Raw genomic sequence first — 23,604 nt, 5'->3', positions numbered from 1 at the left:
GTGCGCACAAAGATAGGCTGATTTGACGGCCTGCCCATCGGCCCCGGAATTGCGGCCGACCTGTATTTTTCGGGCGGTGCTGCGGATATTGGCATTGCAGGCAATCTCTGATCTAGTCTCGAACTCTCTCCGCCGGGCAGTTCAGCCGCAGGCTCATCATATTCGAAACGAGCGAGAGCTGTATTCTCATGACCACTCACCGCTTCATTCCGACGATCTTTCACAATGTCATCGGTTCTCTTCCGCCGGCCCTGCACATCGCCGACGGCGACACCGTCGTCACTGAAACGCTCGACGCCGCCGGGCATGACAAGGATGGCATCAAGCAGACATCCGGCCCCAATCCGATGAACGGCCCGATCTTCGTGGAAGGTGCTGAGCCCGGAGATGTGCTGAAGGTCGAGATCATCAGCATGATCCCGACCAGGGACACGGGTTTTACCCGCAGCGTCGTCGCGGCCAGTGTGGTCGATCCGGAGGCGGTTCGCGACCTGCCGCCGCGCGATATCGCCATCTGGGCGATCGACCGTGAGGCATTGACCGTCCGGCTTTCCGAGCCGGTCGGCGGCCTCGAAAATTTCGTTCTGCCGCTTGCCCCGATGATCGGCTGTTTCGGCGTGGCGCCCAGCCTCGGCCAGGCGATATCGACCGCAACCAGCGGCGAATATGGTGGCAACATGGACTATCGGCTGTTCGGCCCCGGCACCACCGTCCGCTTGCCCGTATCGGCCCCCGGCGCCCTGTTCTTTCTTGGTGACTGTCATGCCGTGCAAGGGGATGGCGAGATCGTCGGAACCGGCATCGAGACGACGTTCGAGGTCACCGTGCGTCTGACGGTGGAAAAGAAGGCCGGACTGGTCTGGCCGCGCGGCGAAACCGCTGACGACATCTTCACCATCGGCAACGCCCGGCCCCTCGATCAGGCGCTCCAGCACGCGACCAGCGAAATGCTGAACTGGCTGGCCTCGGATTATGGCCTCGACAAGACGGCGGCCAGCCATCTGCTCGGCCAGGTGGTGCGCTATGACGTCGGCAACGTCTTCGATCCGGCCTATACGATGGCTTGCCGTGTTGCCAAGAAGTGGCTGACCCGCGGATAGGTCGCTCAGGTTGAACGTCACACGATATCTTGCCGGATTTCAGGACGAAATGACTCGAGGGCAACGGCAATATCCGTGCGGCCACGGCGGATTTCGCCGACACCGGCTTCGGCTCCGATCAGGCCTTTATTGTGCGCCTCGGCGAGCCTGACGATCAGCTCCGCGTAACTTTCCGAAAGCCCCGACCGCATCAGCGTTGCCGGCCAATTGGCGCGTGGCAGTTCGTGTGCAACGACGCTCCGCGCCAGCACCTGGCCTAAAGCCGCGGCGATGTCGAGCGCCGTGTATTCCCGCGGCCCTTCGCCATGGACAATCCGCGGCAAAGGGCCATGATCCTCATCGGTCAGCAGAAGGTCGGCGGCCATATCGCCGATATCGGCGGCGGAGACGGTCGCGAAAGGTCGCGACAGCGGCAGGTGCATGCTTGGCATCACACCGGTCTCACCGGCGATCGTCAGGTAGCGTGCCCAGTTTTCCATATGTTCGGCCGAACGCAGAAAGACCATCCTGGCGCTGCACTCCCGGAACCGCTCCTCCATCGCACGGAAGAGGCTGGTTATGCCGGTATCGATCGTCAGATGCGCGCCGTAATCCGAGATTGCCAGGATGCACGGCGGCCGGGCGGCATCGATCGCCTCCGCCATCCGCTCGATCGACTGCAGCATCTGGCGGCTGGCATCGGCGGCGCGAGGATTGATCGGGCAGATGAGCTGTACAGCCGTCGCATCTCTCATCGCGACGGCCATGGCATCGGCATCGCCGACCTCGGCCATGGCGATCTCGCATCCGAGCGCCGCAAGGGGTGCGGCTTTAGCGGGATCACGGAGCACTGCCCTGACGGGTGCGCCCTTGGCCCGAAGTCTTGTTATCGTTGCCTTGCCGACCTTGCCGGTGGCGCCAAAGATGACAAACATGATCATTCCTTCGACTGAGAACAGAGGAAGGAAGATGTACTGCCGCCGGGGGTATTGCCTGCGCATTCGGCCGATCCGTTGCAGGATCGGCCAATTTTTTTAATTGCGCGAGCGGGTAATGGTGCCGGGGCTGATGCCAAGCAGCCGCTTCATGCTGTTTGCCATATGGCTTTGATGCGCAAAGCCGGCCTCAAGCGCAATCTGGCTCAAGGGCAGGCCGGAACTCCGGATCAGCACCTCGACGCGAGCCACCCGGCGGTGCAGCACATACCGATGCGGCGGCATACCGAAACTGTTTCGAAACTGTGTCTTCAGATGCGAGAGGCTCAGTCCGGCAAGACCTGCCAGTTCGGCAAGCGAAAGCGACGTGTCGAGATTATCCTCGATGTAGTCGGCAAGCATCCGCTTCTGACGGGGCGAGAGCGCTCTGCCGTTATCCACCGGACGAGAGGTATCGCCGCTGGCCTCGACCAGACGGAGCGCGAGGGCCGTCGCCAGCGTATCGGCATAGAGGTTATCGGACGGCACATCCGCTTCGAGTTCCGCTTTCAAGGCCCAGGCGATTGCCTCGAGCCGCGGATCACGGAGCTGAAATTGCGGCACGATTGTCGTCGCGGGATCGCGGCCGAGATCGATCGCAGCCCGATGGAAAAGATCCTTGCTGATCCTCAGCCGCAGGATCATGCATTCGCGGTCGTCCTCCCAGACACCATCGAGCCCGGCCGGCACCACATCGATATCGCCATGCTTCTGCAGTCGGCGATGCTCCCGCCCGTCGCAGCGGCATTGCGCCCGCACCGGCCGGCCGACATGGATTCCGAGGCGATGATAGGGCGTGCCTGAAATATGCGTGCGGCCAGGCGGGATGCGCACAAGATCGGCCTCCAGACCGCGCCAGCCGCGCGCCCTGCTCGTTGCGAGGATTGTCGCGCCGCCTGTCTGCGGATGATCGTTCATCGGCCCGTTTCCTTCGCTCTCGAAGGGACAGACTATCCCAAGCGTCGCCTTCGCGGCAAGAAACGGTGTTGCCGGCGTGGGCGGGTTTTCTCAATCGTGCCGTGACAGGAAACCGGAAACGGTTGCCAGGCAAAGCTGCTTTTCCTCGACATGCGGCATATGGCTGGAATTTTCGAAGAGCACCCATTCGCAGCCGGGAACCCGTTCGAGATAGGGCCTGACCACCAGGGGTGTTGCCTCGTCGTATTTTCCCGAGATCAGCAGCGTCGGGGCTTCGATGCGGTCCAGCCTGTTCTCGATCGTCCAATCCTTCATCGTGCCGATGACGTGAAATTCGGTCGGGCCGTTCATGTTGCGGTAGACGGTGTTGTCCTCGTCCATGATTGCAAAGGTCCGCGCCACTTCAGGCGGCCACGGCACCACGCGGCAGACATGGCGGTCATAGAAGACGCGTGAGGCGGCGATATATTCCGGATCGGTGAGGCTTCCTGCCAGTTCATGCTTCAGCAGCGTATCCTGCACCTCTCTCGGCAGTTCCTGCCTCAGCCGGTTCGCCTCCGAAACCCAGGTGTGCATGTTGGCCGGCGAGTTGGCGATAACAAGTGCCTTCAGGCCTTGCGGCCGGCGCACCGCATGTTCGGCGCCGAGCATGCCGCCCCAGGACTGGCCGAGGAAGGCGTAACGATGCTGAATGCCGAGATGGGAAAGCAGCGCGTCCAGTTCTTCGAGAAACAGGCCGACCGTCCAGAAATCCGGGCCTTTTTCCGGAAGTCGGGTGGAATTGCCATTGCCGAGTTGGTCGTAATGGATGACGGGACGGCCGTCGAGGGCGGCGATATCCTTGAAGGAATCGACATAATCATGCGTGCAGCCGGGCCCGCCATGGGCAACGACGAGGGGCAGCTTGCCGCTGTCCAGCGAACCGGTGACGCGATACCAGGTGCGATAGTCGCGAAAGGGCAGATAGGCTTCATTGGTCGTGACTTCGCCCACTGGTATCTCCATCTCTTAGCAGTGATGAAAAAGCATAACGCGGCGGCGACTGTGAAGGCAGCTATCACAAGTTATAGGGTGGCCAATTATGGGTCGGCCGGTCTTCGAGCAGGCGGTAATGGGTGGCGCGAACCACCGCCTGGGTGCGGTTGCGGGCGCCGAGTTTCTTTGCCGCGGCGTTCAGGTGCATCACCACAGTCGGCACGGAACGGTCGATGATGCGGGAAATTTCCTTGGCAGAATAACCTTCCGCGGAATGGCGCAGGCACTCACGTTCCCGCTCGGTCAGGCGGATCGTACCGACGCTCTTCGCCCGCGTGTCGAAAAGCGAATAGGCGGTCTCATGGAAAACATGGGCAAGCAGATTGAAGTCGGCGATATAGCGTAATGCGTGCCGTTCGAAATCTTTGTTTCGACCGAAGCGGATGCCGGTGACGGTCGCATAGTCGCCGCGTGGCATATGAACCGGCACGGTGACGCCGGTCGACATATCGCGTTCACTCAAATAGCGCGTCACCGGCGCGGTGTCGTCGTTCATGAAACGGTTGATCAGCGTGTCAGCGTCCGGGTCATAGTTCCAGAAGAAAGGTGCGGAGGTGCGTAGCGCCACCTGCTGCACCGGATCGATACGGAAATAGCCGCGATTGAACCAGTAATCGTGCATGTCGTCCGAGATATTCCGCAGCTTCAGCAGCGATGGTATCATGATCGCGCCATCGAGATCGTAGGGCACCGGCGTATAATCATAGATCAGCGCCTCGAAGCCGATCTGCTTCATCGCCTCGAAGGCCTGGTCGATCCGGCCGTCCAGCGTTTCGTGTGCTGTAAACTGCCGTCTGATCGTTCCAATGTCGTCAAGAATGGGCTCGTCAAGCATGGGCTACTCCCAGGTTCGGCATGGCGCCCACCCTATCACTTCTTATAGCTGGCACAGAATGGGATTTAAGGTAAAAATTTAGCCATGCCCAAATATTGAGCAAGCGAAATCTTCTGCCGGAGCGATCAATGTGGCGTGAAATACGGCCGGACGAGCGATTCGAGATCGATGTCGATGGCTATCGCGTCGTTGCCTATAGTTTCGGGACCGGCACAGAGACGGTTTTTTGCCTGAACGGCGGGCCGGGCCTGCCCTGCGATTACCTGCGCGAGGCGCATTCCTGCCTCACCGACAAGGGCTATCGTGTCATCGCCTTCGATCAACTCGGCACCGGCGCCTCCGACCGGCCGGACGATCTCTCGCTCTGGACGATCGGCCGTTATGTCGAGGAGACCGAGACGGTGCGTAAAGCGCTGGGGCTCGGCAAGGTCCACATGCTCGGCCATTCCTGGGGCGGCTGGCTGGCGATTGAATATGCGCTGACCTATCCCGAGAACTTGAAGACGCTGATCCTCGAGGATACCGTCGCCGACATGCCGCATCTGATCTCGGAACTGGAACGGCTGCGCGCAGCGCTCGGTCCCGAAACAGTGTCGATGATGCAGAAGCACGAGGCGCAGGGCACCTACAATCATCCGGAATATCTCGCGGCCGTCACCATCCTCAACTATCGCCACGTCTGCCGTCTGCCGGAATGGCCGGCACCGGTGCGGCGCTCGCTCGACGATTGGAACATGGCGCCCTACGAGACGATGCAGGGACCGAACGAGTTTCTCTATATCGGCAACCTCAAGGACTGGAACCGCATCCCCGATCTGCCGCGACTGACGCTGCCGGTGCTCATCACGACGGGCGAGCATGACGAGCTGACGCCAGCCTGTGCGCTCAGGATGAAGCTTGCGCTGCCGAATGCCGAGCTGAAGGTATTTGCCAACGCCAGCCATATGCCGTTCTATGAGAACCCGCAGGATTACTATCCGGCGCTTCTCGATTTTCTCGACCGGCACAAGGCAGGCTGATGCAAGAGGGAGCGGACCGAACCCGACGAAGACAAAGGGGCGATCGCCGTCATGCATCGCTATAAATTCGTTCTGACGCGACCGCTGCAGTTCCTGCCCGTGATCTTCGGCATCAGCGTCATTACTTTCATTCTGGTCCGGCTGATCCCCGGCGATCCGGCGCGCAATATCCTCGGGACGCGTGCGACGCCGGCGGCCCTTGCCAGCATTCGCGCCCAGTATGGCCTCGACCAGCCGATGTGGCTGCAATATGTCTATTTCCTCAAGAACCTCGCCAATGGCGAGATGGGCAAGTCAATCCTTTACAAGATCGACGTGCTGAAGCTGATCGTCACCCGTATCGAGCCGACACTCGCCCTCGTCGTCTCCAGCGTCGTGCTTTCGGTCCTGATCGCAGTGCCGATGGCGGCGATTGCCGCACGCAATGCCGGCCGGGCACCGGACCACGCGGTGCGCATCGTCTCGACCTTCGGCATCGGCTTTCCGCCCTTCTGGCTGGGGTTGATGCTGATCATCCTCTTCAGTGTCGAACTCGGTGTGCTGCCGGTTTCGGGCTATGGTGCAACGATCGGCGAAAAGCTGTCGCATCTGGTGCTACCGAGCCTGACGGTCGCGCTGTCGCTCTCGACCGTGCTGACGCGCAGCCTGCGGGCGGCGATGATCGAGCAACTGAAATCGGATGTCGCGACCGCGGCGCGCGCCCGCGGCATGCCCGAAGGCATCGTCTTCTGGCGGCATGTGCTGCCGAATTCGCTGGTGCCGACGATCAATCTGCTTGCCGTCAATATCGGCTGGCTGATCGGCGGTACGGTGGTGGTCGAGAGCGTCTTTGCGCTGCCCGGCATGGGACAGTTGCTCGTCAGGGCAATTTTCTCGCGCGACTACATGGTGGTGCAGGGCGTCGCCATGGTCTTTGCCTGCGCCACCGTGCTCATCAACTTCATCGCCGACATCGTCACTGTCGCCGTCGATCCGAGGGTGAAGCTATGAGCATCGAGGCGATTGCCCCCACCTCCCCCGGCTGGCGCCAGTTCTTCGGCCGGCGGCCGATGCTTGTGCTCAGTGCCGGCCTGCTGCTGTTCTTTGTCCTGCTGGCGATCGGCGCGCCCATCGTCGCGCCTTACGACCCGATCATGCAGAACGCCGAGGTGCGCCTGCAGGCGCCTTCGCTGTTGCATCCCTTCGGCACCGACAATTTCGGCCGCGATATTCTCTCCCGCGTCATCTGGGGCGCGCGCCTCGACCTGCAGATGGCGCTGATCGGCGTCATCTTTCCCTTCCTGATCGGCACGACGGTCGGCACCATCGCCGGTTTTTTCGGCGGCATCGTCGATGCGCTGTTCATGCGCCTCGTCGATATCATCCTCGCCTTCCCTTTCCTGGTGCTGATGCTGTCGATCATTGCGATCCTCGGACCGGGCCTCGGCAGCTTCTATATCGCGATGGCGCTTGTCGGCTGGGTTTCCTATGCGCGGCTGATCCGGGCGCAGATGCTGGTGCTGAAGGGCAGCGACTATGCCGTTGCCGCCGTCAGCCTCGGCTTCAGCCGGCCGCGCATCATGTTCCGCCACCTGCTGCCGAACGCGATCGCCGGTTCGATCGTCTTTTCGATGTCCGATGCGACGCTGGTGCTGCTCAGCGGCGCTGCCGTCAGCTACCTCGGCCTCGGCGTCCAGCCGCCGATTGCCGAATGGGGTGTCATGGTCGCGGAAGGACAGAGCTTCATCACAACAGCATGGTGGATCACGCTGTTTCCTGGCCTCTCCATCGTCTGCCTCGCCTTCGGCTTCAGCATGCTGGGTGACGCGCTCGGCGAACTGCTGGGGGTGCACGAATGAGCGGCTCCGTGCTGTCCGTCCGTGATCTCACCGTCAGGGCGCATGTCGATTCCGGCCCGCGCACGCTGCTCGATGCGGTCTCGCTCGACCTCGGCAAGGGCGAGATCCTCGGTCTTGTCGGCGAGAGCGGCTCGGGCAAGAGCCTGTTCTGCCGTTCCCTTGTGCGCCTGCTGCCCTCCTCGCTGCTGAAGATCGAAAGCGGTAGCGTGCTGCTCGAAGGGCGTGACCTCATGCGGATCGATGATAGCGAGATGCTGAAAGTGCGCGGCGGCGAGATCGGCATGATCTTCCAGAACCCGACCAGCCATCTCGACCCGGTGATGCGAATCGGCGATCAGATCGCCGAGGGCATCCGCTATCACCAGGGCCTCGGCGCCCGCGAGGCCCGCACTGCGGCGACGGAAATCCTGGCGCAGGTCGGCTTCCCCGATCCGAAGCGCCAGTACGACAGTTATCCGCACGAATTTTCCGGCGGCATGCGGCAGCGGGCGATGATCGGTGTGGCGCTGTCCTGCAATCCGAAGATCCTGATCGCCGACGAGCCGACCACGGCGCTTGACGTGACCATTCAGGCGCAGATCCTGCGGCTGTTGATTGACATTCGCGATCGGCGCGGCCTGTCGATCATTCTGATCACCCACGATCTCGGTATCGTCGCCCAGACCTGCGACCGCATCGCCGTGCTGCGCGGCGGCAAGCTACTCGAAGAGGGGCCGAAGCGGACGATTCTGGCGCGGCCGCAGCATCCCTATACGATCAACCTGATCAACAGCCACCCTTCCCTGCCGGGCGAGATATCAGCGCCGCTGCTCGAGATTGCCGAGGCCAGCAAACCGGCCAGGCCATTGCTCGAAATCGACGATCTCCACGTGCGTTTCAGAGCCGGCGGCGCCCTGCTCAGGGGCGGTGCCAAGACGGTCAGCGCCGTTGCCGGCGTCAGCCTGCAGATCATGCCGGGCGAGACGGTCGGCATCGTCGGCGAATCCGGCAGCGGCAAGAGCACGCTTGCCCGCGCCGTGCTCGGCCTCACACCGCTTTCCTCGGGTCACGTCACCTTCGACGGCGTCGATCTGGCGCTGCAGAAAAGCGCTGGCCTGGCAAAGCTCAGGCGCGAGACGGCGATGGTGTTCCAGGACCCATACAATGCGCTCAATCCGAGGCTGACGATCGGCCAGATGCTGGCCGAGGTGCTGAAGGTGCAGGGCAAGGTCGCCAGGGCCGATATCCCGGCGCGGATCGGCGAACTGCTCGATCTCGTCGGCCTCGAACGCGAATTCGCCGGCCGCAAACCGCGCAGCATGAGTGGCGGCCAGTGCCAGCGCGCCGGCATCGCCCGAGCCCTCGCCGTCGATCCGAAGCTGATCATCGCCGACGAATGCGTGGCCGCCCTCGACGTCACCATCCAGGCCCAGATCATCGAGCTCTTCCGCGAGCTCACGGCGAAGATGAACCTCACGCTGATCTTCATCGCCCATGATCTCGCGATCGTCCGCAATCTATGCGAACGGGTCGTCGTGATGTATCGCGGCGAAATCGTTGAGGAAGGTCGTTCCGAAGAGGTCTTCGCGCGGCCGAAGCATCCCTATACGGCGGCGCTGATCGCCGCCATTCCCGACATCGATCCTGACAAGCGGCTGCTTCAAGACGCCGACGGCAAGGACGATCCGCATTCGATGCCGATCCTGCCCATCAAACGCATGCCATAACAACGAAGGGAACGAACTCATGACAAACAGGTGGAAATCAATCGGGCTTGCAGCCTTGCTCGCCGGTCTGACGCTCAGCGCAAGCTATGCCGAGGCCGCCGGTGTACTCACCATCGGCCGCCGCGAGGATTCGACGACATTCGATCCGATCAAGACCGCGCAGAACATCGACAACTGGGTGTTCTCCAACGTCTACGACGTGCTGATCCGCGTCGACAAGACAGGCACGAAACTGGAGCCGGGCCTTGCCGAAAGCTGGACCGTCTCTGATGACGGGCTGACCTACACGTTCAAGATCCGCGACGCAAAATTCTCGGACGGTTCGCCGCTGACGGCGGAAGACGCGGCCTACAGCCTACTGCGCATCCGCGATGACGCTGCCTCGCTCTGGAGCGATTCCTATAAGGTGATCGACACGGCAGTGGCGACCGACGCACACACGCTGACGATCAAGCTCAAGAACCAGTCCGCGCCGTTCCTGTCGACGCTGGCGCTGCCGAATGCCTCGGTCATCTCCAAGAAGGGCATGGAATCGCTGGGCGCCGATGCCTATGGCGAAAAGCCGATCGCATCCGGCGCCTTCGTGGTCGAGGAATGGCGGCGCGGTGACCGCGTCATCCTGAAGAAGAACCCGAATTTCTGGCAGGCGGACCGGGTGAAACTCGACGGTGTCGAGTGGATCTCGGTGCCTGACGACAATACCCGCATGCTGAACGTTCAGGCCGGCGAGCTGGATACGGCGATCTTCGTTCCCTTTTCTCGCGTCGAGGAGTTGAAGAAGGACCCGAACCTCAATGTCGATATCGACGCTTCGACCCGCGAGGATCATCTTCTGATCAACCATGCGCATGGCGCGCTCGGCAAGAAGGAAGTCCGCCAGGCGCTTGACCTCGCGATCGACAAGAAGGCGATCGTCGATACCGTCACCTTCGGCCAGGGCACGGTCGCCAACTCCTATATTCCAAAGGGCGCTCTCTATTATTATGCCGACAATCTGCAGCGGCCTTATGATCCCGAAAAGGCAAAGGAGTTGCTGGCGGCCGCCGGCGCCTCGGACCTGACGCTGAACTATCTGGTGCGCGCCGGCGACGAAGTCGACGAACAGACGGCCGTTCTGGTCCAGCAGCAGCTGCAGAAGGCCGGCATCACGGCCAATCTGCAGAAGGTCGATCCGAGCCAGGAATGGGACATGACCGTGGCCGGCGACTACGACGTCTCGGTCAACTACTGGACCAACGACATTCTCGACCCGGACCAGAAGACCACCTTCGTCCTCGGCCACGATTCCAACAACAACTACTCGACCAATTACAAGAACGAGGCGGTGAAGGAATTGGTTGCCAAGGCGCGTCTCGAGCTGGACCCGAAGAAGCGCGAACAGATGTATGTCGATCTGCAGAAGATGGCCAAGGACGACGTCAACTGGATCGACCTCTATTACAGCCCCTATATCAACGTCTCGCGCAAGAACATCGAGAACTTCTACCAGAACCCGCTCGGCCGGTTCTTCCTGGAAGACACGGTCAAGAACTGAGTTCGGGCAGTATGCAAATGCTCCGCCGCCGTAAAGGCGGCGGAGCTTCATTTATTGCTGCGACAAATGGCCGGGGCCGCTTGCTTACTCGGCGGCGGCGAGCTTGTCCTGCGTCCTGGTGTCGAAGTCGCTGGCGTCGTGGCGCTCGTGCAACTGGCTCGAGGGGTCGCCGGAGAGCCGGTTGACCATCCGGCCGCGTTGGACGGCCGGCCGGCTGTAGATGGTGTCTGCCCAGCGCAGCACGTTCTTATACTCTTCGACCTGCAGAAACTCGGCTGCACCGTAGGTCCAGCCCTTCACCAGGCCGCCATACCAGGGCCAGACCGCAATATCGGCGATCGTATATTGGCTGCCTGCCAGATATTCGCTTTCGGCAAGGCGACGATCGAGCACGTCGAGCTGACGCTTCACTTCCATGGCGAAGCGGTCGATCGCATATTCGATCTTCGTCGGCGCATAGGCGTAGAAATGGCCGAAGCCGCCGCCGAGATAAGGTGCGCTTCCCATCTGCCAGAACAGCCATGACAGGCATTCGGCGCGCTCGCTCGGTTCGGTCGGCAGGAAGGCGCCGAATTTTTCAGCGAGATAGGTCAGGATGGCACCGGATTCGAAGACGCGGATCGGCTTTGGCCCACTACGGTCCATCAGCGCCGGTATCTTGGAATTGGGATTGACCGCGACGAAGCCGCTTCCGAACTGGTCGCCATCGCCGATCCTGATCAGCCAGGCGTCATACTCCGCACCTTCATGGCCAAGGGCCAGCAGCTCCTCGAGCATGATGGTGACCTTCTGGCCGTTCGGCGTTCCGAGCGAATAGAGCTGCAGCGGATGGCAGCCGACCGGAAGCTCCTTGTCATGCGTCGGCCCTGATATCGGGCGGTTGATGCTGGCGAATTGGCCGCCATTCGCCTTGTTCCAGGTCCAGACCTTCGGGGGCGTATAATCGGAAGTACCGCTCATCTTTCAAACTCCTGGTATTGATCGGACAGAGCGCGACGCCAGTTGGGCTGCCGCATTTTTCCTGACATAGCAGAGGCGACGAGGTTTTGTCAGAGGTGTCGAAGCGCTTCACACAATCGTCAGAGCGCCGGCCATATATCAATTTACGCTGTGAACACTAGGGTTTTGTAAGTACCAAAAATTGGCATATTGGACTCAAAGGAGATTCAGGATGGCTAGAAATACGTCCATATCGCTCAGTGACCATTTCACCAGCCTCATTGATACGCAGGTTCAGGCTGGCCGCTATGGTTCAGCCAGCGACGTTGTCCGGGCGGACCTTCGCCTCCTCGAAGAACACGAAGCCAAAGTGAAGGCATTGCAGGACGCCTTGATTGAAGGCGAAGAATCCGGCGCTGCCACGCCCTTCGATTTCGATGCGTTCAACGCTCGCAAACGGGCGGCGTTCGAGGCGAAATGACAGGCGTCATATTTTCTCCCGCCGCGCGATGATCTCGTCCAGCTGCCCCACGAGCACGCGATCGCCCTCGACGTCGCTCGCCATCCTGGAGAAGACATCCGCCATGCCGCGGAAAATGGTCGCCGCCGGATCATCCTCTCCGAGGAAATCGGCAATCTCCTGCATTTCGGCGACCCATCGATAGGCTTTCGCATACATGTCGGGAATGGATCCCGACAGCTTGCGATCGACGTCGGGAAGGCTTTCGGAGAGTTCGGCCATCAGGCTTTCGGCAGCACCCGAACGCGATGCCGCAAGCAGCACGGCGGCGCCAAGGCCGGTAAATCCCTTGTTGATGCCGGCATAACACATTTTCAGCGCAGAGGCGGCGCCGAGCGGTCCGTCGAGCCTGCGGATCTGCAGGCCGCAATCTTCGAGCAGCCTGCTTCGCTTGGCGGGGTCGCCGCTGATATAGAGGGTCGGTCCTGATTTGCCGGGAATCGGTGGCCCGCCGATGATGGCGCCGTCCAGTACCTCGACGCGGCTGCCTTCGAAGCGTGCGGCCAATGCCTGCATCGTTTTCGGCGCAATCGCGTTGAGGTCGATGAAGGGCGGCGGCTCGGGCAGCGTCGACGATATCTCCGCCACCAATTCGGCGACCCTGATCGCCTCCGCCGGCGGGACGATCGACAGGATCAGATCGGCCCTCGTCAGTTCCTGGCGGCTAACTGGAACCATGCCGGCCGCCTTCGCCCGGGCAATCGTCTGCTCGCTCCTGCCTTGGAGATAGGTCGGCACCATGGCGCCATGGGCAATCAGCCGTCTGGCGACAGCGCTTCCCATCGCGCCAGATCCGATAATCGCAATATTCGGCATGTGAACCTCGATGAGTGTCGACATCATGTTAGATTGCCGCTCTGGGCGTGCCGTCAACTCGCGAAGATGTCGCGGCAGGTCTTGTCCTTGAGTCAGAACTGCGTTCGTGTGCGCGCCGCCGTTGCGACATTGCGGCATTTCTGTTTGATATCAGTCAATGTTTAGCCGCTCGACGATCAGTATGATCGGCGCGACCATCGCATTCAAGGATATGGATTTCAATGTATCGAACGATCATCTGCGGCATCGGCATGGGTTCCAGGCAGACGGCAATCCGCATCCTGCGCCGGGCTGCAGCGCTGGTGGATGAAGGCGGAAGCGTCATCGTCATGCACGTCATCGAGAATATCCCGCACCGTCACCTGATGGACCTTCCCGAAGAATTCGAAACGAACGCCATCGTCGACGCCGAAAAGAAACTGTCATCGCTCTGCAAGGAGCTGGAAATACCGGCGGTCATCGAGGTTCGCATCGGTGTTGCGGCCTCCCTGCTGGTGTCTTCGGCAAGGGAGAAGTCGGCCGATCTCATTCTGCTTTCATCGCATGTGCCCGATATCACCGACTACGTCTTCTCCTCGATCGTCGAAAAGGTCGTGCGCCACGCCGGATGCTCGGTTCTTGTCGATCGGCGGCCAGCGCCAGCGCATGAAGGCTCAGCATCGCAAGCGGAAGATGTGGCACCGCTCTAACCTCCACAAGGCCTCCTGAAGAGCAATCCGGGCGGCCTCCCCTCCCCGATGGCGGCCCGGCAACCTATATCATTCCCAAATCAACCGGCAGTATTCGCTGCCTGACCGGAGATATGTATGAGCCAGGATCCATATGAGCTTCTGGGCGTAAAGCGGGATGCGACGCAAAAGGATATTCAAAGCGCGTTCCGCAAGCTCGCCAAGAAACTTCACCCCGACCTCAACCCCGGCGACAAAAAAGCCGAGGAACGGTTCAAGGAAATTTCGGCCGCCAACGAGATCCTGAGCGACGAGGAAAAACGCGGCCGCTTCGATCGCGGCGAGATCGACATAACCGGCGCCGAGCGGGCGCAGCGCAACTATTACCGCGACTATGCCTCGAAGAGCGGCCCTAGCGATCCCTATCACAACAGCGCAGGCTTTGCCGATTTCGGCGACGCCGACGATCTGTTCGCAAACTTCTTTTCGCGACGTACCGCCGGCGGCCAGGCCCGCAGTCATGGCCGGGACAGCCATTTCTCGATGGAGGTTGGCTTTCTCGACGCCGTAAACGGCACCAGGACGGAGATCAAGCTGCCTGAGGGCCCAGCGCTCGATGTACAGATCCCGCCGGGAACGCGCGACGGCCAGACTTTGCGGCTCCGCGGCAAGGGCGAGCCGGGTATCGGCGGTGGGCCGGCGGGCGATGCCCTCATCGACATCCGTGTGCGGCCGCACCGCTTCTTCACGCGCGACGGCGACGACATCCGGCTCGAACTGCCGATCTCGCTCGGCGAGGCCGTGCTCGGCGGCAAGGTTCGTGTGCCGACGCCGTCAGGGCCTGTCAATCTGACGCTGCCGCCTCATTCCAACACCGGCAAGGTCCTGCGTCTCAAGGGCAAGGGTGTTGCAAAACGCGGCGGTGAACATGGCGACGTCTACATCTCCCTGAAGATCGTGCTGCCCGATGCCCCGGATGAACGACTGACGGCCTTCGTCCAGGAATGGGCGACGGCAAACCCATACGATCCGAGAAAGAACATGGAGGCCTGATCATGGATGATCTCGAATTCCGTCTTTACTTGAAAATCGACATCGTCCAGCTCGACCTCTGGGTCGAAGAGGGTTGGCTGATCCCGGAGACGTCAGGAGGCCAACGGCAATTTCGTGACGCCGATGTCGCACGCGCCCGGCTGATCCTGGACCTCATGGGAAACATGGGTGTCAACGAAGCCGGCGTCGATGTCGTCATGGACCTGGTCGACCAGTTGCACGGCCTCAGGGGCACGATGGGCAAGCTGATGACCGCCATCAGCAAGCAGGAGCGGGATGTTCAGCGCCGGCTGTTCGAGAGCCTCGAGGAAATCGACCGGTTTTAAACGATCGGCCGCATGCCTTCGAATATTCGCCTGTCCCCAGTTCTCAGGTGGTGAACCAATAGCGGATGATGTGAAAGAATAACGGGGCGGCGAAGGTGATGGAATCCAAGCGGTCGAGCACGCCGCCGTGACCCTCAATCACATAGCCCCAGTCCTTGGCATTGAGGTCGCGCTTGATGGCCGAGAGCACGAAGCCGCCGAAGAAGCCGGCGACGACGATGACCGTGCTGATGGCAGCTGCCTGCAGCGGGGAGAAGGGTGTCAGGCGATATAGCAGTGTTCCCACGAGGATGGCCGAGGCGCCGCCTCCGACCAGCCCTTCGATCGTCTTCGACGGGCTGATGTTCGGCGAGAAACGGTGCTTTCCGAGCAGCTTGCCCCAGACATACTGGAAAACGTCGCTGAGCTGCACGACCACGACCAGATAGACGAGAAGAAGTGCCGGCGGCGTACCAGTCTCCAGCATAAGGAGTGCGGGTGCGTGGCTGATCGAATAGACCGTCAGCATCAATCCCCATTGCACCCTGGCGCTGCGGGCGAGGAATTCGTTGACGTCGCCCGTCAGGGTCGCCACTGCCGGCAGGATCAGGAAGGCATAGACCGGGATGAAGATGGAAAAGAGGCCGTACCACTCGGTTCCGAGCAGCACGTAATGGATCGGCAGCACCACGAAGAACGACAGGAAAAGCGCCAGATGATCGCCGCGTCGCGATGGCGTCAGCGTCCAGAATTCGCGAAGCGCCATGAAGGATAGAAATGCGAACAGGACGACCGTCGACGTTTCGCCGAGCAGGATCGCGCCGCCGAACACGGCAACCATGATCCACCAGGAGCGGATACGGGCGTTGAGGTTCTGAACGGTGGCGACGGAGCCGGGTTCTGTCGCGCGTCGCTGCAGGGTGAAACCGATGGCGGAGGCGACGGCAAGCAGGCCGAGGATAGCGGCTAGCACGAGAGAGAACATACTGGTCATGCGGTGTGCCCCCCATCCGCGAGCTCGATGACAGCGGCACGGGCGCGCGCCAGGAATGCAGCCTTTTCCTCGCCCTGTTCGACGCGCAAGGGTTTGCCGAAGCGCGCCGTGCAGGTGATCGGCACGATCAGCATGCTTCCCTTGGGCAGGATGCGCTGGAGGTTGTCGAGATGGATCGGCACCAGATCGACATCGGGGAAACGGCAGGCAAGGCGAAAGATGCCGCTGCGGAACGGGGCGATCTCATCGGTGGTGCTTCTCGTTCCTTCCGGGAAAATCAGGACTGAGCGCCCCTCCTCAAGCAGGCGCTCTATCGGAGCCAGCGGGTCGGTGTCCGGCGGAGGCTTGCGGTCTATCAAGACGGCGCGCAGGCCTTTCTCTGCGATGAAACGGCGAAAGGCGCTCGTTCCCCAATAGTCCCGCGCCGCAACCGGATGGGTCATCCGGCGCACCGGCCAGGGCAAGGCGGCCATGACGGCGACGGTATCGATATGGCTGTTGTGATTGGCGAAATAGATGCGCCGACTGGGATCGGGCGCGCAGCCCCGCCACTCGCTTCGAGCGCCGACCAGGATACGGACGAGCAGCACGAGAAACCGACGGATAATCGCGATCATAGTCTCTCCAGGGAAAGTTTCAGCCTCAACGTCCGGGTGATGCAGGTGACGAGGCTGCCGGCCGCGATGATCGCGGATGCAAGGATCAGCGACCAATGGCTGGGGGATATCAGCGTCTCGATGCTCTGGGCGACGACGCCCGCCGTCAGCACCGCCATGCGGCGTTGCTTGGCCATGATGCCGCTGAAATCCTGAGGAAGACCCACCGATCCTCCGAACACCCTGATATAGGCGGTAAGGGCTGCGAGCAGCGCAGACAACCAGCCAAGCCAGCCAAAGCCGCAGGCATAACCAGCCGCGATCAGAAACAGGCTGTCGGCGACCCGGTCGGGGAATTCATTATAGAGCGGCCCGCTCTTGGTTTTCTTGCCGCCTTCGATCGCGACCATTCCGTCCAGCAGATTGCAGACGAGCCGCAGTTGTACCGAGATCGCCGCGCAGACCATGGCTAGAGGATGTGTTGTGAAAACGATGAGCGCTGCGCCTATACCCGCGAATACGACCGACAGCAGCGAGATGCCGTTCGGTGTCGCGCCGCCCCGCGCCAGCCACGCGCTGAGGCCGATGGCCCAGGACGACGACCGGCTCGCGATCGGTCGCCGCGAGGCGCCCTCTTCTTCCCCCATTTCATGTCCCCCAACCCCAATGATCCTTGCATATCCTGCCGATGTCGTCACGCCAAGATATGACACCCTGTAAATCCAGCCCATCGCCTCCGCGCTTCGGCGAACATGGGTCGAACAGCCTGATTTTTAAGCCCGTTTACTGCTTGACACATTTTTGGGCGCTACTATGATTTTTGAACCAAATGGTAAAAAAAGGGGAGCAAAACAATGACCAAAGACATGCTGATTTCACGCCGGGCAGTGATCGCGTCGGGCATTGCGCTCGGCGTCAGCGGCTTCGCCCCGCTGGCAAGGGCGGCTGCGCCACTGAAGGTTGCCGGCATCCATGCGTCGCCAGTGGAAAATGCCTGGAACTCCTGTCTGCACAAGGCACTGCAGGACGCGGCCAAGGAAGGCGTCATCGAATATGTCTTCTCCGAAGGCGTCTCTGGCACCGATTATCCGCGCGCCATGCGCGAATATGCCGAACAGGGCAACAAGCTGATTATCGGCGAGGCCTATGCGGTGGAAAAAGAGGCCCGGCAGGTCGCGGCCGATTATCCCGATACCGCTTTCGTGCTGGGTTCGAGCGGCGAGCAGGCCGGCGACAATTTTGGCGTCTTTGGCACCTGGAACCATGACGGCGCCTATCTTGCCGGCATGCTGGCGGGCAAGATGACCAAGTCGAATGTCGTCGGTTCGGTCGGCGCCATTCCGATCCCCGAGGTCAACATGCTGATCAATGCATTCGCGGCCGGCGTCAAGGCGGTCAACCCGGACGCAAAGCACCTCGTCTCCTTCATCGGCACCTTCTTCGATCCGCCGAAGGCCCGCGAAGCCGGTCTTGCCCAGATCGACGCCGGCGCCGACATCCTGTTCGGCGAGCGCATCGGTACTGCCGATGCCGCCAAGGAACGCGGCATCAAGTCGGTCGGCTCGCTGATCGACTATACGCCACGTTATCCGGATACGGTGTTTGCCAACGCCATGTGGTATTTCCGCCCAATCCTGGACGCTGCGATCGCCGATGTTGCCGCCGGAAAACCGGTCGGCAGGAACTACACGTCCTACGGCCTGATGAAGGAAGGCGGCAGCGACATCGTCTTCGTCAAGGGCGTGGCACCTGCCGATGCGGAGGCTGCGATGGAAGCCAAGCGGGCAGAGATCAAGGCCGGCACCTTCGAAGTTCCGAAGATGATGGACGAACCGAAGTAATTCGGCTCATGCAAGGCGATGCGACGGATCTGGCGGCAGTGATCAGGCATGGCAGCCTGAGCGCTGCGGAGGCGATGCAGGCTTCTCTTGCCTCAGCCGTGCTGCAGGAGCCGCTCGGCGCCATCGCCTATCTCGATGCCGCCATGGGCTTCGCTTCGGCCGAGGCCCGCGACAGTGAGCGGCGGAGCGCGCCCGATCGCTTTGCCGCCAGGCCCTTTGCCGGGGTGCCAACCCTGGCGAAGGATCTCGGCGGCCCCTTCGCCGGGCTACCGGTAACGGCAGGTTCCGGTCTCTTCGAAAGAAAGGGCGGCGAAGCGGACTCCGATCTGGCTGCCCGTTTCCGCGACGCCGGCTTCTGTCTGTTCGGCCTGACGACGAGCCCAGAATTCGGCCTGTCGCTTGCGAGCGAACCGGCAATCGGGCCGATCTGCCGCAATCCGCTCGATCCGGCACGGACCGCGGGCGGCTCTTCCGGCGGTGCGGCGGCAGCGGTTGCTGCCGGGATCGTGGCGATCGCGCATGCCACCGATGCCGGCGGCTCGATCCGTGTGCCCGCCGCCTGCTGCGGCCTTGTCGGAATGAAGCCGACGCGCGGCGCCATTCCGGGCGGGCCATCCTTCGGCAATCACCTCGCCGGTATCGCCAGCGAACTTGCGATCTGCCGTTCGGTGCGGGATACGGCCTTGATTTTCGCCACGCTAAGCGGCAAATCGCGAGGACCTTTTCCGGACCCCTCCCCTGTCGATATCGACAATGGCCGTTTGCGGATCGGCCTGCTTGTTGATACCGGCTCGGCCTATCCGACGGAGGACGATCGGCTCGCAGTCGTCGAGGATGCAGCCCGCGCGCTGGAGAGCGATGGACACGAGATCGTTCCGCTCGCCTGGGCCGAGTTCGAATGGAGCGTCGCTGCCGGCGGCCGCGCCTTCGCCGATATCGTCTCCGTCAACCTTGCGGCACTCATCAAGGCGGCGGCTCTGGATGAAAGCAGGGCCGAGCCTCTGACCCAGGCCTTCGCGGCGCGCGGACGAACGCTTCCGGCGACATCGCTCTGGAAGACGCTTGATGATGCCGTCCTGGTAAGCCATAGGCTCTGGGAACTGTTCGACAGGGTCGATTGCATCCTCATGCCGATGCTGTCCTCCGCGCCTCTTGCGATCGGTTCCTTTCCGTCCGATCATGCCGACACGGATCTGCATCTCGAGCGGATGACGGCATTTGCGCCGCTTGCCTGCCTCGCCAATATTTCGGGTTTTCCTGCTTTGACACTGCCTTTCGGACAGGATGAGCACGCCATGCCGCTGCCGGTGCAGATCATGGCGCCGATGGGGTACGAGCCGCGTCTGCTGTCGCTTGCCGCACGCCTGGAGGCCGAGGGGCGGTGGCAGCATCGTTTTCCCATTGCGGGATTGCCGTCATGACTGGGCCCGTGCTGGAAATTGTTGGCGTCAGCAAGCGCTTCGGCGACAATCTCGCCAATGACGATATTTCGATGACGCTTGCAAAGGGCGAGGTCGTGGCCCTGCTTGGCGAGAACGGCGCGGGCAAGACCACGCTGATGAACATCCTTTTCGGCCATTACATGCCGGATGCAGGCCGGATCCTGATCGAGGGCACGGAGGTGCCGCAGGGCAAGCCGCGTGCCGCAATCCGCGCCGGCGTCGGCATGGTGCATCAGCATTTCTCGCTGGCGCCCAATCTGACCGTTCTCGAAAATGTCATGACCGGCACGGAAAGACTGTGGTCATGGCGCTCGGGAACAACAGCGGCGCGGAAGAAGCTGCTCACAATTTCCGAGCGCTTCGGCCTCAAGGTCGATCCGGATGCCCGCCTTGGCGACCTGTCGGTCGGCGAGCAGCAGAGGGTCGAGATCCTCAAGGCGCTCTACAACGATGCCCGCATCCTGATCCTCGACGAGCCGACGGCGGTGCTGACCAACATCGAGGCCGAGCGGCTGTTCACGACGCTGAAGGAAATGGCCCGCCAGGGCCTGTCGCTGATCTTCATCTCGCACAAGCTCGACGAGGTCATGGCCGCGGCCGACCGCATCGTGGTCTTACGCGGCGGCAAGATGGTTGCTGAGCGCAAGGCATCGGAAACCAGCAAGGCGGAACTGGCCGAACTGATGGTCGGCCGCCGCGTGACGCGGCCCGTGCGCGAGCCGTCGACACCGGGTGCCGTTGCCCTTGAAGCTGCCAATGTGACGGTGCGCACCGGCGGCGTTGATCGGCTGAAATCGGTCAGCTTCCGGCTGCACCAGGGCGAGATCCTCGGCATCATCGGCGTTTCAGGCAATGGCCAGGCGACATTGGCGCATCTTCTCTCCGGTATGCTGGCGCGCAGCGGCGGCGACCTTCTGCTCTTCGGGGAAGCCGTCGGCAATCTTGGTGTTTCCGATGTCGTCGACGCCGGTATCGGCCGCATTCCCGAGGACCGTAACGAGGAGGGCGTGATCGGCGAAATGGCGATCTGGGAAAACGTCGTGCTGGAGCGCATCGCATCGCCGGGTTTTTCGCGCAATGGCCTCGTCAACCGCAAGGCGGGCATGGCTTTCGCGACCGAAATTATCGACGGATTCGATGTCCGCGGCGGCGGCCCGGCCATCCGCACCCGGCTGCTCTCGGGCGGCAATATGCAAAAGCTTATTCTCGGCCGCAACCTGCATCGGCGGCCGCGCATCCTGATTGCCGCGCAGCCGGCGCGCGGTCTCGACGAAGGGGCCGTGGCCGCTGTCCACGCGCGCCTGCTCGAAGCCCGCCGGCAGGGTACCGCCGTGCTGCTGATCTCGGAAGACCTCGACGAGGTGATCGCGCTTGCCGATCGCATCCAGGCGATCGTCGGCGGGCGCCTGTCTCCGCCCGTCGAGGCCGAAAGCGCCGACGCCCGCAAGCTGGGGCTGATGATGGCCGGCGAATGGCAGGAAACCCCAGAGGCCGGCCATGCGATTTGAGCGCCGCGAGCACCGCCCGCTTTACCTGCTGATCGTCACGCCTGTCGTTGCGGTGATCGCAGCGCTGGCGCTTTCGGGTATCCTGATCGCTATTGCCGGCGCGCCTGTTCTCGATGCCTATTGGCGCATCCTGACCGGTGCTTTCGGCTCGCGCCTCTCGGCAACCGAAACGCTGACGCGGGCAACGCCGCTGATGCTGACAGGACTTGCTGCCGCCGTCGCCTTCCGGGCGCGGCTCTGGAATATCGGTGCCGAAGGCCAGTTCTATCTCGGCGCCATCGCCGTTGCGGCGGCAAGCTCGAAGCTGCTCGGCAATCTTCCCGCCCCCATTCTCATTCCGCTGCTGCTGCTGGTCGGCGCGATTGCCGGCATGGTGCTGATCCTGATCCCGCTCTGGCTCAGGCTGCGCTTCTCCGTCGATGAGGTCGTCACCAGCCTGCTCTTGAATTTCATCGCCGTACTCTTCGTCTCGATGCTGATCGATGGCGTTCTCAAGGATCCGCTGGCCTTTGGCTGGCCGCAGTCGCAATCCGTCAGCGATCATGCCATGCTGCCGAAGCTGATTGCCCGCTCGCGCCTACATATCGGCTTTGCGATCGCGATCGGGCTAGCCATTATCGTCCATTTCGTCCAGTCGCGCACCGTGTTCGGAATGCAGTCGCGCGCCGCAGGTCTCAACCCCGGCGGGGCCGTCTTCGCAGGCGTCCCGCTCGGCAAAACGCTGGTGAAGGTCGCCTGTCTCTCCGGCGGGCTTGCGGGGTTGGCGGGAGCGATCGAGGTCATGGGCGTCAAGGGTTATGTGACGACCGACCTGTCGCCAGGCTTCGGCTATGCCGGTATCGTCGTCGCCATGCTCGCCAATCTCAATCCGCTCGGTGTCGTCTTCGCCGCCATTTTCACCGCCACCATGTTCGTGGGCGCGGACGGCATGAGCCGCGGCCTCGGCATCCCGACCTATATCGCCGATGTCACGGTGGCGCTGTCGCTGCTGACGATGCTGATCGCATTGTTCTTCACCCAATACAGGATCCGGCGCTGATGCAGCTGTTCGACATCATCGCCTCCGCCGGGCTCTGGGCGGCGATCCTGCGGATCGCCACGCCGCTGATTTTCGGCACGCTCGGCGCACTGCTTTGCGAACGGGCGGGCGTGCTCAATCTCGGCATCGAAGGCATCATGACCTTCGGCGCGATGATCGGCTGGCTTTCCGTCTACCACGGCGCCGATCTCTGGGCCGGCCTGCTGATTGCGGCTGTGGCCGGCGGCGTCTTCGGCCTGCTGCATGCGGGGCTGACGGTGACGCTCGGCCTCTCCCAGCATGTCTCCGGTCTCGGCGTCACGCTGTTTGCCTCCAGCTTCAGCTATTATGTCTTCCGGCTGATCGTGCCGCTTGCCAATACTCCACCCACCATCGTGCCGTTCCAGCCGATCGCCATTCCTGGTCTCTCGACATTGCCCTTCATCGGGCCGGCCTTCTTCACGCAGACGGCGCCGACCTATCTCGCAATCCTTATCGCCCTGCTGATGGCCTACATCATCTTCCGCACGCCCGTGGGGCTTGCAATCCGCATGACCGGCGAGAACCCGCATGCAGCCGAAGCCCAGGGCGTCAATCCGATGAAGGTGCGCTATGGCGCGGTCATCATGGGAAGCGCGCTGATGGGAATGGGCGGCGCTTTCCTGACACTGTCGGCCTTCAACAGCTTCTTCCCCACAATGGTGCAGGGACGCGGCTGGATCTGCATCGCGCTCGTCGTCTTCGCCTCCTGGCGGCCTGGCCGCGCGCTTTTCGGCGCCCTGCTCTTTGCCTTCTTCGATGCCTTCCAGCTTCGGCTGCAAACCGCACTCAGTGGGCTCGTGCCCTATCAGCTGTTTCTGATGACGCCCTATATCCTTTCCATTGCCGCCCTTGCCGTCATGGCCCGCCGCGCCCGCGTTCCACAGGCGCTGATGCAGCCCTATCGGCGCGGCGAACGCTGAACCA

Annotated in this window: 24 protein-coding genes; 15 read left to right on the top strand and 9 right to left on the bottom strand. The window is 62.0% G+C overall.

Annotated features, from left to right (window positions below; translation table 11 throughout):
• The first annotated feature begins 188 nt into the window (after nucleotides 1-188).
• Complete coding sequence (locus tag J3P73_RS33055; protein ID WP_024320181.1) at nucleotides 189-1,100, top strand: acetamidase/formamidase family protein; 912 nt, start codon at nucleotides 189-191, stop codon at nucleotides 1,098-1,100.
• 17 nt (nucleotides 1,101-1,117) lie between these two features.
• Here the strand turns inward: J3P73_RS33055 and J3P73_RS33050 are convergent, their stop codons facing one another.
• The 4 genes from J3P73_RS33050 to J3P73_RS33035 all read right to left on the bottom strand — a co-directional run bounded on the left by J3P73_RS33050 (nucleotide 1,118) and on the right by J3P73_RS33035 (nucleotide 4,841).
• On the bottom strand, nucleotides 1,118-2,020 hold the full coding sequence (locus J3P73_RS33050) for an NAD(P)H-binding protein (protein WP_207580268.1): 903 nt from the start codon (nucleotides 2,018-2,020) through the stop codon (nucleotides 1,118-1,120).
• A 93-nt stretch (nucleotides 2,021-2,113) separates the two neighbouring features.
• On the bottom strand, nucleotides 2,114-2,971 hold the full coding sequence (locus J3P73_RS33045; protein ID WP_018069403.1) for a helix-turn-helix transcriptional regulator: 858 nt from the start codon (nucleotides 2,969-2,971) through the stop codon (nucleotides 2,114-2,116).
• Between the two features lie 90 nt (nucleotides 2,972-3,061).
• A complete protein-coding gene (locus J3P73_RS33040; RefSeq protein WP_130776486.1) occupies nucleotides 3,062-3,964 on the bottom strand; it encodes a proline iminopeptidase-family hydrolase in 903 nt (300 codons plus the stop codon).
• A 64-nt stretch (nucleotides 3,965-4,028) separates the two neighbouring features.
• A complete protein-coding gene (locus J3P73_RS33035) occupies nucleotides 4,029-4,841 on the bottom strand; it encodes a helix-turn-helix transcriptional regulator (RefSeq protein WP_018069401.1) in 813 nt (270 codons plus the stop codon).
• Nucleotides 4,842-4,969: 128 nt separating this feature from the next.
• On the opposite strand from J3P73_RS33035, the gene J3P73_RS33030 reads away from it, so the two are divergent.
• Genes J3P73_RS33030 through J3P73_RS33010 form a run of 5 tightly spaced genes read left to right on the top strand, consistent with a single transcriptional unit; the run spans nucleotide 4,970 to nucleotide 10,938 of the window.
• Nucleotides 4,970-5,860, top strand: coding sequence for a proline iminopeptidase-family hydrolase (locus J3P73_RS33030; RefSeq protein ID WP_018069400.1), 891 nt, complete (start codon nucleotides 4,970-4,972; stop codon nucleotides 5,858-5,860).
• 51 nt (nucleotides 5,861-5,911) lie between these two features.
• Entirely contained in the window at nucleotides 5,912-6,850 is a 939-nt protein-coding gene (locus J3P73_RS33025) for an ABC transporter permease (protein ID WP_018069399.1), read from the top strand.
• Nucleotides 6,847-7,698 carry an ABC transporter permease gene (locus tag J3P73_RS33020; protein WP_130657710.1) on the top strand — a complete coding sequence of 284 codons (852 nt, stop codon included), beginning with the start codon at nucleotides 6,847-6,849 and terminating at the stop codon, nucleotides 7,696-7,698. The genes J3P73_RS33025 and J3P73_RS33020 overlap by 4 nt, the downstream gene beginning before the upstream one ends.
• A complete protein-coding gene (locus J3P73_RS33015) occupies nucleotides 7,695-9,404 on the top strand; it encodes a dipeptide ABC transporter ATP-binding protein (protein ID WP_018069397.1) in 1,710 nt (569 codons plus the stop codon). The genes J3P73_RS33020 and J3P73_RS33015 overlap by 4 nt, the downstream gene beginning before the upstream one ends.
• 19 nt (nucleotides 9,405-9,423) lie before the next feature.
• Nucleotides 9,424-10,938, top strand: a complete 1,515-nt coding sequence (locus J3P73_RS33010) for an ABC transporter substrate-binding protein (protein WP_018069396.1) — start codon at nucleotides 9,424-9,426, stop codon at nucleotides 10,936-10,938.
• Nucleotides 10,939-11,022: 84 nt separating this feature from the next.
• Here the strand turns inward: J3P73_RS33010 and yghU are convergent, their stop codons facing one another.
• On the bottom strand, nucleotides 11,023-11,898 hold the full coding sequence (gene yghU, locus J3P73_RS33005; RefSeq protein ID WP_018069395.1) for a glutathione-dependent disulfide-bond oxidoreductase: 876 nt from the start codon (nucleotides 11,896-11,898) through the stop codon (nucleotides 11,023-11,025).
• 211 nt (nucleotides 11,899-12,109) lie between these two features.
• Here yghU and J3P73_RS33000 point away from each other — a divergent pair, with 211 nt between their 5' ends.
• Complete coding sequence (locus J3P73_RS33000; protein ID WP_018069394.1) at nucleotides 12,110-12,358, top strand: type II toxin-antitoxin system ParD family antitoxin; 249 nt, start codon at nucleotides 12,110-12,112, stop codon at nucleotides 12,356-12,358.
• 6 nt (nucleotides 12,359-12,364) lie between these two features.
• On the opposite strand, the gene J3P73_RS32995 is transcribed toward J3P73_RS33000, so the two are convergent.
• Nucleotides 12,365-13,213: an NAD(P)-dependent oxidoreductase gene (locus J3P73_RS32995; protein WP_050566539.1), complete on the bottom strand. Its 849-nt coding sequence runs from the start codon at nucleotides 13,211-13,213 to the stop codon at nucleotides 12,365-12,367.
• A 221-nt stretch (nucleotides 13,214-13,434) separates the two neighbouring features.
• Between J3P73_RS32995 and J3P73_RS32990 the strand changes: the two genes are divergently transcribed.
• The 3 genes from J3P73_RS32990 (at nucleotide 13,435) to J3P73_RS32980 (ending at nucleotide 15,260) form a co-directional block, all read left to right on the top strand.
• Complete coding sequence (locus J3P73_RS32990; RefSeq protein ID WP_018069392.1) at nucleotides 13,435-13,902, top strand: universal stress protein; 468 nt, start codon at nucleotides 13,435-13,437, stop codon at nucleotides 13,900-13,902.
• A gap of 117 nt (nucleotides 13,903-14,019) precedes the next feature.
• Nucleotides 14,020-14,934: a DnaJ C-terminal domain-containing protein gene (locus tag J3P73_RS32985; RefSeq protein WP_018069391.1), complete on the top strand. Its 915-nt coding sequence runs from the start codon at nucleotides 14,020-14,022 to the stop codon at nucleotides 14,932-14,934.
• Nucleotides 14,935-14,936: 2 nt separating this feature from the next.
• Complete coding sequence (locus tag J3P73_RS32980; protein ID WP_026236977.1) at nucleotides 14,937-15,260, top strand: chaperone modulator CbpM; 324 nt, start codon at nucleotides 14,937-14,939, stop codon at nucleotides 15,258-15,260.
• Nucleotides 15,261-15,303: 43 nt separating this feature from the next.
• On the opposite strand, the gene J3P73_RS32975 is transcribed toward J3P73_RS32980, so the two are convergent.
• Genes J3P73_RS32975 through J3P73_RS32965 form a run of 3 tightly spaced genes read right to left on the bottom strand, consistent with a single transcriptional unit; the run spans nucleotide 15,304 to nucleotide 17,476 of the window.
• On the bottom strand, nucleotides 15,304-16,233 hold the full coding sequence (locus J3P73_RS32975; RefSeq protein ID WP_018069389.1) for a phosphatidate cytidylyltransferase: 930 nt from the start codon (nucleotides 16,231-16,233) through the stop codon (nucleotides 15,304-15,306).
• Nucleotides 16,230-16,850 carry a lysophospholipid acyltransferase family protein gene (locus J3P73_RS32970; RefSeq protein WP_130718475.1) on the bottom strand — a complete coding sequence of 207 codons (621 nt, stop codon included), beginning with the start codon at nucleotides 16,848-16,850 and terminating at the stop codon, nucleotides 16,230-16,232. The genes J3P73_RS32975 and J3P73_RS32970 overlap by 4 nt, the downstream gene beginning before the upstream one ends.
• On the bottom strand, nucleotides 16,847-17,476 hold the full coding sequence (locus J3P73_RS32965) for a CDP-alcohol phosphatidyltransferase family protein (protein ID WP_165417484.1): 630 nt from the start codon (nucleotides 17,474-17,476) through the stop codon (nucleotides 16,847-16,849). Before J3P73_RS32965 ends, J3P73_RS32970 begins: the two co-directional genes overlap by 4 nt.
• Nucleotides 17,477-17,683: 207 nt before the next feature.
• Between J3P73_RS32965 and J3P73_RS32960 the strand changes: the two genes are divergently transcribed.
• From J3P73_RS32960 to J3P73_RS32940, 5 genes are read left to right on the top strand one after another with little or no spacing between them, the layout of a single operon-like run.
• Nucleotides 17,684-18,670, top strand: coding sequence for a BMP family protein (locus J3P73_RS32960; protein ID WP_024320165.1), 987 nt, complete (start codon nucleotides 17,684-17,686; stop codon nucleotides 18,668-18,670).
• Between the two features lie 8 nt (nucleotides 18,671-18,678).
• The gene (locus J3P73_RS32955; RefSeq protein ID WP_130674350.1) at nucleotides 18,679-20,091 is read left to right on the top strand and encodes an amidase; all 1,413 of its coding nucleotides are present in this window, start codon (nucleotides 18,679-18,681) and stop codon (nucleotides 20,089-20,091) included.
• Nucleotides 20,088-21,620, top strand: a complete 1,533-nt coding sequence (locus J3P73_RS32950) for an ABC transporter ATP-binding protein (protein WP_207580097.1) — start codon at nucleotides 20,088-20,090, stop codon at nucleotides 21,618-21,620. Before J3P73_RS32955 ends, J3P73_RS32950 begins: the two co-directional genes overlap by 4 nt.
• Nucleotides 21,610-22,659 carry an ABC transporter permease gene (locus J3P73_RS32945; RefSeq protein WP_130718481.1) on the top strand — a complete coding sequence of 350 codons (1,050 nt, stop codon included), beginning with the start codon at nucleotides 21,610-21,612 and terminating at the stop codon, nucleotides 22,657-22,659. Before J3P73_RS32950 ends, J3P73_RS32945 begins: the two co-directional genes overlap by 11 nt.
• Entirely contained in the window at nucleotides 22,656-23,600 is a 945-nt protein-coding gene (locus tag J3P73_RS32940) for an ABC transporter permease (protein ID WP_130689177.1), read from the top strand. Before J3P73_RS32945 ends, J3P73_RS32940 begins: the two co-directional genes overlap by 4 nt.
• Nucleotides 23,601-23,604 lie beyond the last annotated feature (4 nt).

The organism is Rhizobium ruizarguesonis, assembly GCF_017357285.1.
Taxonomy (GTDB): domain Bacteria; phylum Pseudomonadota; class Alphaproteobacteria; order Rhizobiales; family Rhizobiaceae; genus Rhizobium; species Rhizobium ruizarguesonis.
Note: the sequence above shows the minus strand (reverse complement) of the source record. Positions and strands in the feature narration are given on the sequence as shown.